Origin of the sequence: Prevotella sp. Rep29, from assembly GCF_019551475.1 — a bacterium.
In the GTDB taxonomy this organism is placed as follows: domain Bacteria; phylum Bacteroidota; class Bacteroidia; order Bacteroidales; family Bacteroidaceae; genus Prevotella.
This window is the reverse complement of sequence record NZ_CP047159.1, coordinates 1,737,609-1,751,806: the sequence shown is the minus strand read 5'-3', so window position 1 is coordinate 1,751,806 and position 14,198 is coordinate 1,737,609. Positions and strand designations below refer to the sequence as shown.

12 protein-coding genes and 1 tRNA gene are annotated in these 14,198 nt (G+C 50.1%); 5 read left to right on the top strand and 8 right to left on the bottom strand.

What is annotated here, in order from left to right; all coding sequences use genetic code 11:
• The first annotated feature begins 24 nt into the window (after positions 1-24).
• Positions 25-864 carry an RNA methyltransferase gene (locus tag GRF55_RS07465; RefSeq protein WP_255563750.1) on the top strand — a complete coding sequence of 280 codons (840 nt, stop codon included), beginning with the start codon at positions 25-27 and terminating at the stop codon, positions 862-864.
• Here GRF55_RS07465 and GRF55_RS07460 read toward each other — a convergent pair.
• The 4 genes from GRF55_RS07460 to GRF55_RS07445 all read right to left on the bottom strand — a co-directional run bounded on the left by GRF55_RS07460 (position 859) and on the right by GRF55_RS07445 (position 3,384).
• On the bottom strand, positions 859-1,386 hold the full coding sequence (locus GRF55_RS07460; RefSeq protein WP_255563749.1) for a GNAT family N-acetyltransferase: 528 nt from the start codon (positions 1,384-1,386) through the stop codon (positions 859-861). The genes GRF55_RS07465 and GRF55_RS07460 overlap by 6 nt on opposite strands.
• Positions 1,376-1,885: a peptide-methionine (S)-S-oxide reductase MsrA gene (gene msrA, locus GRF55_RS07455; protein WP_220367822.1), complete on the bottom strand. Its 510-nt coding sequence runs from the start codon at positions 1,883-1,885 to the stop codon at positions 1,376-1,378. The genes GRF55_RS07460 and msrA overlap by 11 nt, the downstream gene beginning before the upstream one ends.
• 161 nt (positions 1,886-2,046) lie before the next feature.
• Positions 2,047-2,120: transfer RNA gene (locus GRF55_RS07450), tRNA-Pro, on the bottom strand.
• A gap of 76 nt (positions 2,121-2,196) precedes the next feature.
• Positions 2,197-3,384: an aminotransferase class I/II-fold pyridoxal phosphate-dependent enzyme gene (locus tag GRF55_RS07445; RefSeq protein WP_220367821.1), complete on the bottom strand. Its 1,188-nt coding sequence runs from the start codon at positions 3,382-3,384 to the stop codon at positions 2,197-2,199.
• A gap of 194 nt (positions 3,385-3,578) precedes the next feature.
• On the opposite strand from GRF55_RS07445, the gene GRF55_RS07440 reads away from it, so the two are divergent.
• The 4 genes from GRF55_RS07440 to GRF55_RS07425 all read left to right on the top strand — a co-directional run bounded on the left by GRF55_RS07440 (position 3,579) and on the right by GRF55_RS07425 (position 9,703).
• The gene (locus GRF55_RS07440; RefSeq protein WP_220367820.1) at positions 3,579-4,610 is read left to right on the top strand and encodes a diacylglycerol kinase family protein; all 1,032 of its coding nucleotides are present in this window, start codon (positions 3,579-3,581) and stop codon (positions 4,608-4,610) included.
• Positions 4,611-5,008: 398 nt separating this feature from the next.
• Positions 5,009-6,955 (top strand): glycogen debranching enzyme N-terminal domain-containing protein, encoded by a 1,947-nt coding sequence (locus tag GRF55_RS07435; protein ID WP_220367819.1) that lies wholly within the window; start codon positions 5,009-5,011, stop codon positions 6,953-6,955.
• A gap of 18 nt (positions 6,956-6,973) precedes the next feature.
• Positions 6,974-8,245, top strand: a complete 1,272-nt coding sequence (locus tag GRF55_RS07430) for a glycosyltransferase family 4 protein (protein WP_220367818.1) — start codon at positions 6,974-6,976, stop codon at positions 8,243-8,245.
• 102 nt (positions 8,246-8,347) lie between these two features.
• A complete protein-coding gene (locus GRF55_RS07425) occupies positions 8,348-9,703 on the top strand; it encodes a glycoside hydrolase family 57 protein (RefSeq protein ID WP_220367817.1) in 1,356 nt (451 codons plus the stop codon).
• Positions 9,704-9,788: 85 nt separating this feature from the next.
• Here the strand turns inward: GRF55_RS07425 and GRF55_RS07420 are convergent, their stop codons facing one another.
• From GRF55_RS07420 to GRF55_RS07405, 4 genes are read right to left on the bottom strand one after another with little or no spacing between them, the layout of a single operon-like run.
• On the bottom strand, positions 9,789-10,946 hold the full coding sequence (locus GRF55_RS07420; RefSeq protein ID WP_220367816.1) for a sodium ion-translocating decarboxylase subunit beta: 1,158 nt from the start codon (positions 10,944-10,946) through the stop codon (positions 9,789-9,791).
• A 7-nt stretch (positions 10,947-10,953) separates the two neighbouring features.
• Complete coding sequence (locus GRF55_RS07415; RefSeq protein ID WP_220367815.1) at positions 10,954-11,409, bottom strand: biotin/lipoyl-containing protein; 456 nt, start codon at positions 11,407-11,409, stop codon at positions 10,954-10,956.
• A gap of 18 nt (positions 11,410-11,427) precedes the next feature.
• Positions 11,428-12,345: an OadG family protein gene (locus tag GRF55_RS07410; RefSeq protein WP_220367814.1), complete on the bottom strand. Its 918-nt coding sequence runs from the start codon at positions 12,343-12,345 to the stop codon at positions 11,428-11,430.
• Between the two features lie 26 nt (positions 12,346-12,371).
• Positions 12,372-14,048 (bottom strand): putative transporter, encoded by a 1,677-nt coding sequence (locus GRF55_RS07405; RefSeq protein WP_220367813.1) that lies wholly within the window; start codon positions 14,046-14,048, stop codon positions 12,372-12,374.
• Between the last annotated feature and the right edge of the window lie 150 nt (positions 14,049-14,198).

Genomic DNA, 14,198 nt, shown 5'->3' with positions numbered 1-14,198 from the left:
GTGCGAGAATGACAGACGCACAGCATGACGACAATGGATAATCGGCAAGTAAGTGAAATAATAACCAGTCTCCAGAATCCGAGAATAAAGCATCTGCGGGTTTTGCAGCAGAAGAGTGCGGCTCGACGCAAAGAGGGACTTTTTGTCGTAGAAGGATACAAGGAACTCATGCAGTGCTTGGATGCCGGGCTGCAGGTCGATGCGCTTTTTTATACTCCGGCACTGATGTCTTCCGCAGCCCAGGAGTTATTGCTGCGTGTGTCGTCTTCCCGCTGTTTTGAAGTTACCCCGGAGGTGTATGACCGCATGGCATATCGCGGTGGAACGGAAGGCGTGATAGCCCAAGTTGAGATTCCCGTCCGGACGTTAAGCGGGCTGACACTCGGTCAGCATCCATTGATTGTTGTGGTGGAGCAAGTCGAAAAACCAGGCAATTTGGGTGCCATCCTTCGTAGTGCCGATGCGGCAGGTGCCGATGCTGTAGTCGTGTGTGACGAGCTGACAGACCTATATAATCCAAACTTGGTGCGCAATTCGATTGGGGCATTGTTTTCCGTGCCTTGTGTGTCATGTTCCTCCGATGAGTGCATCGCTTTTCTCAAGTCAAAAGGTATCCGCATTCTGACTGCCCAACTCCAGGATTCCAACCTCTACTATGATACGGACATGCGGGTTGGCATTGCATTGGTGATGGGGACGGAATCTACGGGACTGTCAGATAAATGGCGGCGCGCTGCAGATGCGCATATCCGTATCCCGATGCTGGGCAAACTCGATTCGCTAAATGTTTCTGTCTCTACTGCCATCCTTTTGTTTGAGGCAGTCAGGCAGAGAACTTGCGCCGCAGAAACCGGCAATTCATAACGATGGTTGACTGATGATTTTCTGATAAGCCAATCGCTCATCTCCATTCTCAAGATAAATGATTCCGCAGTAAGTGAAGCCGTGCTTCTCAAGCAGATGTTGCATGATGTGGTTGTCGCGGTGAGTGTCAATGCGGAGGTTGTCAGTGTGCGAGAAACAAAAGTCAGTCATGGCGTCGAAAATGCCTTTTTTGTCGGGATAGCTTGCAATGCGATGCACCACATAATAGGGTTTGCTTTCGTCTATCCACGCCCCTTGATAGATGGAGGCATAGGTTGGTTCGGGTGATGGGACGAAAGCGAATGTGCCAACGGGCTCGCTTTCGCAGGTGAGAATATAGCTGTTGTTTTTCTCAATGTCGTGTCGGAAAACCTCTTCCGATGGGTAGCCGTTGATCCATTGGTGCATGTTGCCGCTTTTCCGCATGATTTGTCTTGACGCTTCAGCCATCTGCAGAAGTGCTGGAATGTCGGCAATGGTTGATTGTCGAATCTGATAAGGCATGTTCTTCTTATTTTTCATCGTTGGTCATTTTTGCCATCCGGAAGAGTTCGATGGGCAGATGGCAGTATCCGTTGGGATTCTTTTCCAAATAGTCTTGATGGTATTCCTCTGCGCGGTAGAAGTTCTGCAGCGGTTCCACTTCCACGGCGAGTGGAGCGGTGTAGCGTCGCTGCTCGGCTTTCATCGCTTCTTGAATGGCTGGCAGGTCGTCCTTGTCCGTGTAGTATATGCCGGTCCGATATCGTGTTCCGATGTCGTTTCCTTGTTTGTTGAGACTCAGTGGGTCGATGGCTTTGAAGAACATCTGCAATAGAAACGTGAGGTCAGTCACATTCTCGTCATACGTCACGTGCACGGTTTCGGCAAATCCCGTCGTGTCTGTATAGACTTCCTCGTAGGTCGGACTTGTGGTATGTCCGTTGGCATATCCTACCTCTGTCTCTTTCACGCCTCTGAGTAGTTTGAAGAAATGTTCTGTTCCCCAAAAGCATCCTCCTGCGAAATAAATATCTTTCATATCGAATAGTTTTCTTTTAGTGGTTGTTGATGGTTCGTCAACATGCTGTTTGTCTTCTGCAAAGGTAGTGAATATTGTGGAGAAAACAAAGAGAAAAGGTTATTTTATAAACGAAAGAGCATCCAAGCTGTTGATAGACTTGGATGCTCTTTTTGTTTTTGTCGGGGCGACAGGATTCGAACCTGCGACCACCTGGTCCCAAACCAGGCGCGCTACCGGACTGCGCTACACCCCGTTCGCAACATGGGTTGCCCCATTTTTGCGGCTGCAAAGTTAATCAGTTTTTATGACCTTTGCAAATTTTGCAGGCATTATTTTATAATACCTTGTTGAGTGAATACTTTCTTGAGAATCTGCACTCCTCGTTCAACTTGCTCTTCGGTATGGGTTGCCATGAGTGCAAAACGCACCAGCGTGTCTTGTGGAGCGCATGCCGGAGGGATTACCGGGTTGATGAATACACCGGCATCGAACGCCAACTTCGTCACGACAAATGTCTTCTCCACGTCGCGAACATATAGCGGGATGATTGGGCTCTCCGTATCGCCGATTTCAAATCCTTCTTCGCGGAAGCGGCGGAGGGCGAAATTGGTCACTTTCCATAGTTTCTCAATACGCTCTGGTTCTTTTCGGATGATGTGGAGCGCCTCTCTGGCTGCCGCTGTTGCCGCAGGTGTGTTGGATGCGCTGAAGATATAGGTGCGGCAGAAGTGTCGCAGGTAGTTGATGGTGTCGAAGTCTCCGGCTATGAAGCCGCCGATGCTTGCGAGGCTTTTGCTGAAGGTTCCCATGATGAGGTCAACCTCGTCGAGCAGTCCAAAGTGGTCGCAGACACCTCTTCCTTCTCTTCCGAATACGCCTAAGCCGTGTGCTTCGTCAACCATGACAGAGGCGTTGTATTTTTTCTTCAGGCGGATAATCTCCGGGAGGTTGCACAAATCGCCTTCCATGGAGAATACGCCGTCAACGACAATCAGTTTGATGGCATCTGGTTCGCATTTCTGCAGCTGTTTCTCCAGGTCTTCCATGTCGTTGTGTCTGAACTTGAGCTGTTTTGCGAATGACAGTCTTCGTCCGTCAACGATGCTGGCATGGTCACGCTCGTCGCAGATGATATAGTCTTCGCGACCGCAGATGACGGCAAGCACTCCGGAGTTGACAAAGAATCCTGTGGAGAAGCAGAGCGCATCGTCTTTATGTTCGAACTCGGCAAGTTCTTTCTCTAACTGGATGTGGAGGTCGAGTGTTCCGTTGAGGAACCGGCTGCCCGCGCATCCGGAGCCGTATTTGTCGAGTGCATCTTTTGCGGCTTTGATGATACGTTCATCGCCTGTCAGTCCGGTATATGCATTTGAGCCGAACATGAGGACGTTGTGTCCTTCCATTTCGACTTCTGTTCCTTGCTTCCCTGAGATGGCCCTGAAATAGGGATAAACCCCTGCAGCCATATATTTCTGAGGTTCGCGATAGTTCTTCAGTCTCTCTTGTAAAAGTCCCATATTATATAAATAGGTATTGAAAATCTCTTAACAATTTAGGCTGCAAAGATACAAAAAATGTATTAGAATCTTGTTGTTTTTTGAAAAAATGTGCATTTAGGTGGAAAAATGTTGTTAAATGGAGTGTTTTCAAGTGTAAATTTATTATTTTTGCAGCATAAAACAACCGAGGGCGCGCGCAAGTGTTTGATTGAATGAAGAAGCATATAACATTTATTCTGAATCCGATTTCGGGGAAGGTGAAGAAGGCGGGGATTCCGGTTTTGATAGATAAGTATCTTGACAAGAATCGTTTCGATTATACGCTTCGCTATACGGAATATGCGGGTCATGCGGAATTGATTGCGCGTGAGGAGCGTGAGAAGGGAGTGGACGTGGTCGTTGCCGTCGGTGGCGATGGGACAATCAACGAGGTGGGGCGTGCCCTCGTACACTCTTCCACGGCTATGGGTATCATTCCTTGTGGTTCGGGAAACGGGCTGGCGCGTCATCTGATGATTCCCATCAATATTAAGAAGTCGATTTTGATTATCAATCAATGTGATATTTACGACCTCGATTACGGAGTGATTAACGGTCATCCGTTTTTTTGCACGTGCGGCATGGGGTTCGATGCTTTTATCAGCATGAAGTTTGCAGAAGGTGGAAAGCGAGGTCCCGTGAAGTATATTGAGCATGTGTTGAAAGAGGGACTGCGCTACAAGCCGGAGATTTATACGATTGAGGATGAGTCGGGCACGGTGCAGTATCACAAGGCTTATCTCGTGTCGTGTGCCAATGCATCGCAATATGGTAACAATGCTTACATCGCTCCGCAAGCCTCAATGAGGGATGGGGTGATGGATGTGATTATCATGGAGCCTTTCGACTTTCTGGATGCTCCCCAGGTGAGTTTTGACATGATGAACAAGACGCTGCACAAAAGCAGTAAGATAAAGACTTTCCGCTCGAAGAAGATATGTGTCCACCGCAAGAAAGAAGGTCCGGTGCATTATGACGGCGACCCGATGATGCTGGGCAAGGATATTGAAATCTCCTTGGTAGAGAAGGGGATTAAGATTATCGTGAATCCTGAGGCGGAAAACAAGAATCGCGACCCGAACATGGTGCAAAATGCGGTGTGCGAACTGTTCAACAGTTTCAGTACGGCGCGTGCGGACATTACTCGTCAGGGCAGGCGTTTGCTGGCTGTGAACAAAAAACTCTGGCGGAAGATGCGCAAATGAAGTCATCCTTCCCTTTCTGTTTTTTCATCCCGACAACTTGTCTGGCATCTCGCCGCGATTGTATATTTATGCATAGGTGACGGTTTTGTGGTCTCTTTTGTAAACTATTGTTTTTCAAGAGGTTATAGGTGGTCTTCCAAAAGTTGAACTTTTGGCTTGCGAAAGTTCAACTTTTAGGCGGTGAAAGTTGAACTTTTAGGACGCAAAAGTTGAACTTTTGAAAAGCGAAAGTTCAACTGCATATTTATACGCCCTTATCTGTAAGTTTATGCAGCGAGGGAATGTTTTGTTGAAATATTGCTAAAGTCACGTTAAAAAGGTGCTTTTGTTTTTTGTTTTTATAAAAAAATGGTTACCTTTGGGAAGAAAAACCGAATTTAGACAAAACAGATAGTGATATGAGTTATTTGCGATTTGAGAAAGCCTTGATGACAAACTTGGAGGAGTCTCTTCCTCGCGAGTTGTTGCGAACCAATCGTTCTGGCGCTTATTCGTGTTCGACGGTTGTTGATTGTAATACGCGAAAATATCACGGATTGCTGGTTGTGCCTGTTCCCGGGTTGGATGATGAGAATCATGTGTTGCTCTCGTCTTTGGATGTGACGGTGGTTCAGCATGGTGCGGAGTTCAATTTGGGTTTGCATAAGTATGGTGAGAATTGTTACAGTCCGAGGGGACATAAGTATATCCGTGGTTTTGACTGTGACAAGTTGCCGACGACTCTGTATCGTGTGGGCGGCGTGATGTTGAAGAAAGAGGTGCTGTTCCAGCATTATGAGGATAGGATTCTTATCCGTTATACGTTGGAGGATGCCCATTCTGCGACCTTGCTTCGCTTCCGTCCTTTCCTGGCGTTTCGGAGTGTGCGTGAGTTCACGCATGAGAATTATGTGGCGAACCGTGATTACCAGTTTGTGGATAATGGGATAAAGACCTGTATGTATGCAGGTTATCCTGATTTGTACATGCAGTTTTCGAAGAAGAGTGACTTCGTGTTCCAGCCTGATTGGTATCGCGGCATAGAGTATCCGAAGGAGCAGGAGCGGGGATATGATTCGAAGGAAGACCTGTATGTGCCGGGTTATTTTGAGATGCCTATCCGGAAGGGTGAGAGCGTGGTCTTCTCAGCTTCCACTTCGGAGATTGCGACATCTAAGCTGAAGAAACTGTTTGATGTGGAGTATGAGGACCGTGCGCCGCGCGACAACTTCTTCCATTGCCTGGTGAATGCCGCACACCAGTTCCATAATCGTGAGGAAAACGATGACCGTTATCTGCTCGCCGGTTATCCATGGTTCAAATGCCGGGCGCGCGATACGTTCATTGCTTTGCCGGGTCTGACGCTCGCTATCGGTGAGCAGGATTATTTTGAATTGGTGATGAAGACGGCAGAACGGGGACTGCGTGAGTTCATGGGCGGCAAGCCGTTGAGTGTGAAAATCTACGAGATGGAGCAGCCGGACGTGCTGTTGTGGTGTGTCTGGGCGATACAGCAGTATGCCCGTGCCTGTGGCGATGAGAAATGCTTGCGCAAATACGGGAAGTTGCTTTCCGACATTATTAAATATATTATAAAGGGTAAGCATCCCAATTTGCGGTTGGAGGCGAACGGACTGCTCAGTTCTGATGGAAAAAGGACTTCGGTGACTTGGATGAACTCCACGGTAAATGGTTGTCCGGTCGTGCCTCGTTCGGGTTTCATCGTTGAGTTCAACGCACTGTGGTATAACGCTTTGATGTTTGCTTCCCATCTTTTGAAAGACACCAAAAAGGCGGAGTCGGCTGATTTGGAGAAGCGGGCAGCGCTGTGCGGACGGACGTTTGCGGATGTCTTCGTCAACGAGTATGGGTATCTGTATGATTATGTCGATGGCGATGTCAAAGATTTGAGTGTGCGTCCCAACATGATTTTCCCGGTGGCGTTCGATTATTCGCCGCTGTCGGTCGAGCAAAAGAAGAGTGTGCTGGACGTGTGTACACGGGAGTTGTTGACCCCCAAGGGCTTGCGCTCCCTGTCGCCTAAGAGTGGGGGCTACAATCCGATGTATGTCGGTCATCAGTCACAGCGCGACCAAGCTTATCATCAGGGTACGGCATGGCCCTGGCTCGGTGGGTTCTACATGGAAGCGTGCCTGAAGTTGTACAAGCGTACGCGCCTGAGCTTCATCGAGCGCCAGATGGTGGGCTATGAGGACGAGATGTACTACCATTGTCTGGGTACCATCTCTGAATTGTTTGACGGCAACCCGCCCTTCTTGGGTCGCGGTGCCATCTCTTTTGCGATGAATGTGGCTGAGATACTGCGCACACTCAGTTTGTTGGAAACTTATACGTATCAAAAATAAAGGAGGGGAGGAAAAGATATGAAAGTTCTGATGTTTGGATGGGAGTATCCTCCTCATGTGTATGGCGGTCTTGCGACGGCTAATTATGGTATTTCGGAGGGATTGCATGCGCAGGGCGATGTTGAGATAACGCTTTGTCTGCCGCATCCTTTCGGCGATGAAGACCAGACGGCAGCGCAGATTGTTGCGATGAATGCGGTGCCGATCGTTTGGCGTGACGTGAACTATGACCATGTCAAAAACAGCCTTGGCAACGTGATGTCTCCAGAGTTGTATTATCAGCTTCGCGACCATATCTACGCCGACTTCAGTTATATGAACGTCAATGAGTTTGGCTGTATGGAGTTTGCCGGCGGCTATCCGCAGAACCTGCATGAGGAAATCAACAACTATTCCATCATTGCCGGTGTGGTTGCACGGCAGCAGGAGTTCGACATCATCCATGCTCACGACTGGCTGACGTATCCTGCGGGTATTCATGCGAAGCAGGTTTCGGGCAAGCCGCTGTGCATTCACGTGCATGCCACGGACTTCGACCGGTCGCGGGGAAAGGTGAATCCGACGGTCTATTCGATAGAGAAAGACGGTATGGACCATGCCGATTGCATCATGTGCGTTTCTGAGCTGACCCGTCAGACGGTCATCAACCATTATCACCAGCATCCGTCCAAATGCTTTACGGTACACAATGCCGTATATCCTTTGAAGAAAGAGTTGCAGGATATTCCCCGTCCCGACCACACTGACAAGGAGAAGGTGATTACGTTCCTCGGGCGAATCACCATGCAGAAGGGACCGGAATATTTCGTGGAGGCTGCCAGCCTGGTGCTCCATCGCACCCACAATGTGCGTTTCTGCATGGCAGGCTCGGGCGATATGATGAACAAGATGATCTATCTCGCAGCCGAACGCGGTATTGCCGACCGCTTCCACTTCCCGGGATTCATGCGGGGAAAAGAAGTCTATGAGTGCCTGAAAGCATCGGATGTCTATGTGATGCCTTCGGTGAGCGAGCCTTTCGGTATCTCGCCGTTGGAAGCGATGCAGTGCGGCACGCCGACCATCATCTCCAAGCAGAGTGGCTGTGCGGAGATTCTCGAGAACTGCATCAAGGTGGATTACTGGGACATACACGCCCTTGCTGATGCCATGTATTCCATCTGCCACAACGATTCGCTCTTCAAATACTTGCAGGTAGAGGGAAAGCGGGAAGTTGATCAGATTACGTGGGAGAAAGTCGGCAGATGGATTCGCGAGCTCTATGAGCGGACAATGAGTCAGCGAGGCTGAAGAATAAGGTGGCGTCAGCCGGATGAAATAATAGTAAACAATCAAGACCCATGCCCCTGTGGTGGTCTTTCCGTTAAGGGAATAGGAGAGGGGTAGCACGATATGAAGACAATATGTTTATATTTTGAGATTCATCAGACGATTCATCTCAAGCGTTACCGTTTCTTTGACATCGGTACGGATCATTATTATTATGATGATTATGAGAATGAGACATGCGTCAACGATATTGTGGAGCGTTCGTACATGCCGGCGCTCAATACGCTTCATGACATGATTAAGCAGCATGGAAAGTATTTCAAGGTGTCGTTCTCACTCTCTGGTGTCGGCATGGAGCAGTTGGAGGTGCATGCCCCGCAGGTGCTCGAGAAGTTGCAGCAGATGAACGAAACGGGATGCGTGGAGTTTCTGGCAGAGCCTTACTCGAACGGTCTGTCGTCGTTGGTGGATGAGGCATGCTTTGCATCGGAAGTGAAGCGTCAGACTCAGAAGATTTATGAGTATTTCGGTCAGAAGCCCAAAGTGCTGAGAAACTCCTCGCTTATCTACAGCGACGATATTGGTATGCAGGCTGCGGCGATGGGCTTCAAGGGCATGTTGACGGAGGGTGCAAAACATGTGTTGGGATGGAAGAGCCCGCACTATGTCTATAACTGCTCTGTTGCTCCGTCGCTCAAACTTCTCTTGCGCGACTATACGCTCTCTGACGATATCAGCCTTCGTTTCAATAACCGTGAGTGGGAAGGCTATCCGCTGTTTGCCGATGCTTATATAGACCGTATCGCTGCGTTCCCTGCAGAAGAGCAGTGTTTCAATATTTTCATGGAGTTGTCGGCGTTGGGTATTGCCCAGCCGCTCTCTTCGAGGATATTGGATTTCATTGCGGCGCTTCCGGCAGCAGCAAAGGCGAAGGGTATCACGTTCTCCACGCCATCCGAAATCTGCAGGAAACTCAAGAGCGTAGGCAATCTGAATGTTCCCGACACGTTGTCGTGGAACGACGAGGAGCGCGACGTCTCTACGTGGTTGGGTAACCCGATGCAGCGTGAGGCATTCGACAAGCTGTACAGTGTTGCCGAGCGTGTTCGGATAGCCAACGACCCGCGCATCAATCAAGACTTTGATTATCTGCAGGCAGGAGACAATTTCCTTTTCATGACCACCAAGCCGTCAGACCTTCCCGTGAATCGGGGCATTTACAGCAGTGCGTTTGACGCTTTCACCAATTACATGAATATCCTTGGCGATTTCATCAACCGCGTGAATTCCTTGTACCCAGATGATATTGACAATGATGAACTGAACTCGTTGTTGACGACCATCAAGAATCAAGGCGACGAGATTGCGATGAAAGACAAGGAAATCTCCAGGTTGCAGGCGAAAGTTGCCAAGATGCAGGAGGGAGAAAAGCACAAGAAGCCTGTGGCGAAAGGAAAACGACCGACCACCAAGGCGTGAGTGCAGGGGCGTTTGGCGACAAAGAAAAATCCCGCAGGGCTTTAACGGCTCTGCGGGATTTTCTGTTTATAGGTTCGTGTCGGCATCAGCTGAAGAAGCCGAGCAGCGTACCGGCTGCCACCGCCGAACCAATCACACCGGCAACGTTCGGACCCATGGCGTGCATGAGCAGGAAGTTGTGGTGGTCATATTCTTGTCCCATGTTGTTGGAGATGCGGGCAGCCATGGGCACGGCTGACACTCCGGCATTTCCGATGAGCGGGTTCAGTTTGTTGTCTTTGGAAAGGAACAGGTTCATGAATTTCACGAACAGGATGCCGCTGGCAGAGGCAACGATAAACGCCATGGCACCGAGGATGAATATCTTGATGGTGTTCATCGTGAGGAATTCTGATGCCTGTGTGGAGCAGCCTACGGTCAATCCGAGCAGCACGACGATGACGTCGTTCAGTGCCGACCCCGCCGTCTTTGCCAGTCGGGTGGTCTTTCCGCTCTCTTTCAGCAGGTTACCCAAGAAGAGCATACCGAGCAGAGGCAATCCCGAAGGCACGATGAATGTCGTCAGGAGCAGTCCGATGATGGGGAACAGGATGCGTTCCGTCTGGCTGACGTAGCGTGCCGGCTTCATGTGGATGACGCGTTCCTTCTTCGTCGTGAGCAGACGCATCAAAGGAGGCTGTATCACCGGCACGAGTGCCATGTATGAATAGGCACAGACGGCGATGGCTCCCATGAGGTTAGGGCTGAGTTTTGACGAGAGGAAGATGGCTGTCGGTCCGTCGGCACCGCCGATGATGGCGATACCGGCTGCCTGGTTGGGCTCGAAGCCCAGCGCCAGTGCGACCATATATGCTCCGAAGATACCAAACTGTGCGGCGGCTCCGATGAGGATGAGTTTCGGGTTGCTGATGAGTGCAGAGAAGTCGGTCATCGCTCCGATTCCGAGGAAGATGAGCGGTGGGTACCAGCCTTGTCGCACGCCTTGGTAGAAGATGTTGAGGACGGAGTTGTCTTCATAAAGTCCGATTTCCAATCCGGCTTCAGCCTTGAAGGGGATATTGCCGAGAATGATTCCCAATCCGATGGGTACCAACAGCAGGGGCTCGAAGTCTTTTTTGATGGCAAGCCATATAAATATTGCCCCGACCACAATCATGATGATGTTGGGTGTCGTAGCGTTGGCAAAGCCTGTATAACTGAGGAAGTCGTTAAAGTTGCTGACTAAAAAATCGATGAATCCCATAAGCGAGTTATTCAATGGTTAAAAGTGTGGAACCTTCAAGTACGGTATCGCCTTGTTTGACGAGGATAGAGGTGATTTTTCCGCTGTAGTCTGCCTCGATGTTGTTCTGCATCTTCATGGCTTCGAGCACGACGACCGTGTCACCGGCTTTGATGGTGTCGCCCACGTTGACTTTGATTTCGGTGATGGTGCCGGGCAGGGGAGCATATACTTTGTTTCCGCTTCCGGCAGCGACAGTCTCTTTCTTCACGGGTTCAACTGGCTCGGGCTTGCTGGCAGCTGCGGGCTTCGGCGGCTCGATGTGTGCCACTTTCTGCCTGTGCATTTCTCTGACGGGTTCTTTCATCAATACGCTGAACGACTTTCCGTTCACGTTCACTCTGGCGATGTTGCCTTCAATTTCTTCTATTACAACGTCGTAGTTGACGCCTTCCACGCTATAGTGATATTTATTGTTGTCCATGGTTATTGTCTGTTTTTATTATTGTTTTACGTTACTCCAGCTGGTGTGTTTCGGACGGATGGTGATGACGCCGCTTTCGATGTCATGTGCATTGTCCTGATACTCTTTGAGTGCCATGGCGATGACAGCCATGTAGATTTCCTTCTCGTAGGTTTTGATGCCGTGGTTCTTGAGAGTCTTGGCAAATTCCTCGGTCCGGCTCTTCGTTCTTTCTTTCTCTTTGATTTCTTTTTTGGCTTGTTGCCGTTTCATGAAGATTCCAAAGACGGTGAAGAAGATATAGAGCAGTGCCAGACATCCGAAGACGATGCCCATCGACAGCACGGTGATTCCGACACCGTAGGGGTCGTCGCGTTTCAGTTTGCTGACTTTTGTCTCGGTCACTTGGATGAAGTTGTCCGTTCCCGGCGTTACGGCTCCTGCTGCTTTTACCACCCATTGCAGACTTTGGTCTGTCTTCTTGGCGTAGGAAGCGTTTTCCGGCAGCGCAGGAATACTTATGGAGTCGATCAAGTCGATGGCGTTTCCGTCGTACAGTGCAATCCATAGCGGTTCGCCGGGATTGACTTTTGCGCTTAGGTGCCGCGCGCCTTTCGTTGGGTTGCTGTTGAGGTAGAGTACGAGATGCTGCTTGGCTTTCAGTTCCGTGCATTCATCATGACTGGGGATGAGTGACATCCGTCTGATGCGTTCGGGAACGGGCATCTGCAGGTTGAGCACCGAAGTGTCGGTCGTAATGTACATGTTGCGTACATTGTAAGTGGAGAAAGCCGTGTTGGCAAGTTCCACCCATGGCAGCCGTTCTCCGAATTCGTCGATGAGGTTGGCGGTGTTGTTGGTCAGCACCTCGTTGATTTTGATGTTCTTCGCACCTTGTCCGAACATCAGTGTGCTGACAATCAAGCCTACCGAAATTAGATAATACCTTTTTCTCATATTTTGTTTTTGTTATGATATGGTCATTAGCTGCAGAAGAATACGACAATTAGCTGTGCGAGCAGGATTCTGAGGAACATGCTCAGCGGATAGACCGTCGAATAGCCCACCGATGCCGTCTCTCGCGAGCACAGCGAGTTGGCATAGGCGAGGGCAGGGGGATCGGTGTAGGTACCTGCAATCATTCCCATGACGGTGAAGTAGTTGAACTTATACTTCAGTCGGGTGATGACACCGACAATCAAGATGGGGATGACCGTTATCAGGAAGCCCGTATAGACATATTTCAGTCCGTCGCCCTCGATGAGCGTTTCAACAAAGTTGCCTCCGGCTTTGATGCCCACGCTTGCGAGGAACAGCACGAGTCCTATTTCGCGGAGCATCATGTTGGCACTTGTCGTGGTGTAGGTCACCAGATGTATCTTGTAGCCGTAGCGTCCGATGAGGATGGCGACAATCAGCGGACCGCCGGCGATACCCAGTTTCAGCGGGGTCGGCATCTCGGGAATGGCTATCGGCAGGCTGCCGAGGATGATGCCCAGCACGATTCCCACGAAGATGGTGGCGATGTTAGGCGCTTCCAGTCGCTTGACCGAGTTGCCCATCGCGTTAGACACGCGGTTCACGGCATCCTCCGGACCGACCACCATGATGCGGTCGCCAATCTGCAGGTTCAGGTTGCTGCTCGCAAAAAGATCCATTCCCTGGCGGGTGATGCGGGTGACGTTGACGCCATAGACTGCCGAGAAGTGCAGTTCGCCAAGTGTCTTTCCGTTGACAGAGGGTTTCGTGACGAGGATGCGGCGGCTCACCAGCGGCATGTCTTGCTTCTCCCATTCCACCTCTATCTGCGGACCGATGAAGGCAACAATCGCCTCTGCGTCGGCTTCCGCACACACCACGTATATCTGGTCGCCCAGTTCGAAGATGGTGTCTCCGTTCGGGATGCTCACATGACCGTTGTGCAGGATGCGCGAGCAGACGAAGTCTCGGTTCAGGAACCGGTGGATTTCCATCAGCGTTCGCCCCGAAAGGTATGAGTTGGACACCTGCAGGTGCATGTGGTGGGGCTTCACGTTGGCGTTCTCCTGCTCGTGTTTCTCCAGCTGTTCCTCCTCCTTCTGGAAGTTCACCTTGCACAGATACTTCACGACGACCATCGCCCCGATGATGCCTACCACGCCGAGCGGATAGGCACAGGCGTATCCGGAGGCTATCTGCACGCTCTTCGAAATCGATTCGAGCGCCTCGTTGGCAGCACCAAGTCCGGGAGTGTTGGTCACCGCACCATAAAGCGTGCCCACCATCATCGGCAGATTGTCAGGATCGCTGGTGTCGAAGAAGATATAGTAGCATGCAAACATCACCGCCACGTTGAGCAGAATCATGACCGTAGCCAGCGAATTGAGCTTCATGCCGCCCTCGCGGAAACTCGCGAAAAAGCCGGGACCCACCTGCAGACCTATCATGAAGACAAACAGAATGAGCCCGAAATCTTGTATGAAAGTGAGAATGTCGTTCGGACCCGTGAAGCCGAAATGACCGGCAACGATGCCCGTGAACAGAACAAACGTCACACCCAGAGAGATGCCTCCAATCTTAATCTTTCCGAGATAGACACCGAGAGCAATGACAATAGCATAGAGAATCGCTATGTGCGCCACAGATTCGGTGGAAGTGAACAACTGAATGAACCAGTCCATGTGTGCTTTTCTTTTTATGAAAAATACATTATCCTTTAATTAAGGGGCAAAATTACTCAAAATATTGGATATGGGAAATTTTTTTGAATACTTTTTTTCCACACCCCGTTTTTATCCTCCCGCCAGCATCCGGGTTAGTGTTCATATTGC

Coding starts and splice junctions, on each gene's coding strand:
- GRF55_RS07415 (WP_220367815.1), bottom strand. CDS start 11,409: ATGGACAACAATAAATATCACTATAGCGTGGAAGGCGTCAACTACGAC.
- GRF55_RS07465 (WP_255563750.1), top strand. CDS start 25: ATGACGACAATGGATAATCGGCAAGTAAGTGAAATAATAACCAGTCTC.
- GRF55_RS07440 (WP_220367820.1), top strand. CDS start 3,579: ATGAAGAAGCATATAACATTTATTCTGAATCCGATTTCGGGGAAGGTG.
- GRF55_RS07445 (WP_220367821.1), bottom strand. CDS start 3,384: ATGGGACTTTTACAAGAGAGACTGAAGAACTATCGCGAACCTCAGAAA.
- GRF55_RS07435 (WP_220367819.1), top strand. CDS start 5,009: ATGAGTTATTTGCGATTTGAGAAAGCCTTGATGACAAACTTGGAGGAG.
- GRF55_RS07405 (WP_220367813.1), bottom strand. CDS start 14,048: ATGGACTGGTTCATTCAGTTGTTCACTTCCACCGAATCTGTGGCGCAC.
- GRF55_RS07425 (WP_220367817.1), top strand. CDS start 8,348: ATGAAGACAATATGTTTATATTTTGAGATTCATCAGACGATTCATCTC.
- GRF55_RS07460 (WP_255563749.1), bottom strand. CDS start 1,386: ATGAAAAATAAGAAGAACATGCCTTATCAGATTCGACAATCAACCATT.
- GRF55_RS07420 (WP_220367816.1), bottom strand. CDS start 10,946: ATGGGATTCATCGATTTTTTAGTCAGCAACTTTAACGACTTCCTCAGT.
- msrA (WP_220367822.1), bottom strand. CDS start 1,885: ATGAAAGATATTTATTTCGCAGGAGGATGCTTTTGGGGAACAGAACAT.
- GRF55_RS07410 (WP_220367814.1), bottom strand. CDS start 12,345: ATGAGAAAAAGGTATTATCTAATTTCGGTAGGCTTGATTGTCAGCACA.
- GRF55_RS07430 (WP_220367818.1), top strand. CDS start 6,974: ATGAAAGTTCTGATGTTTGGATGGGAGTATCCTCCTCATGTGTATGGC.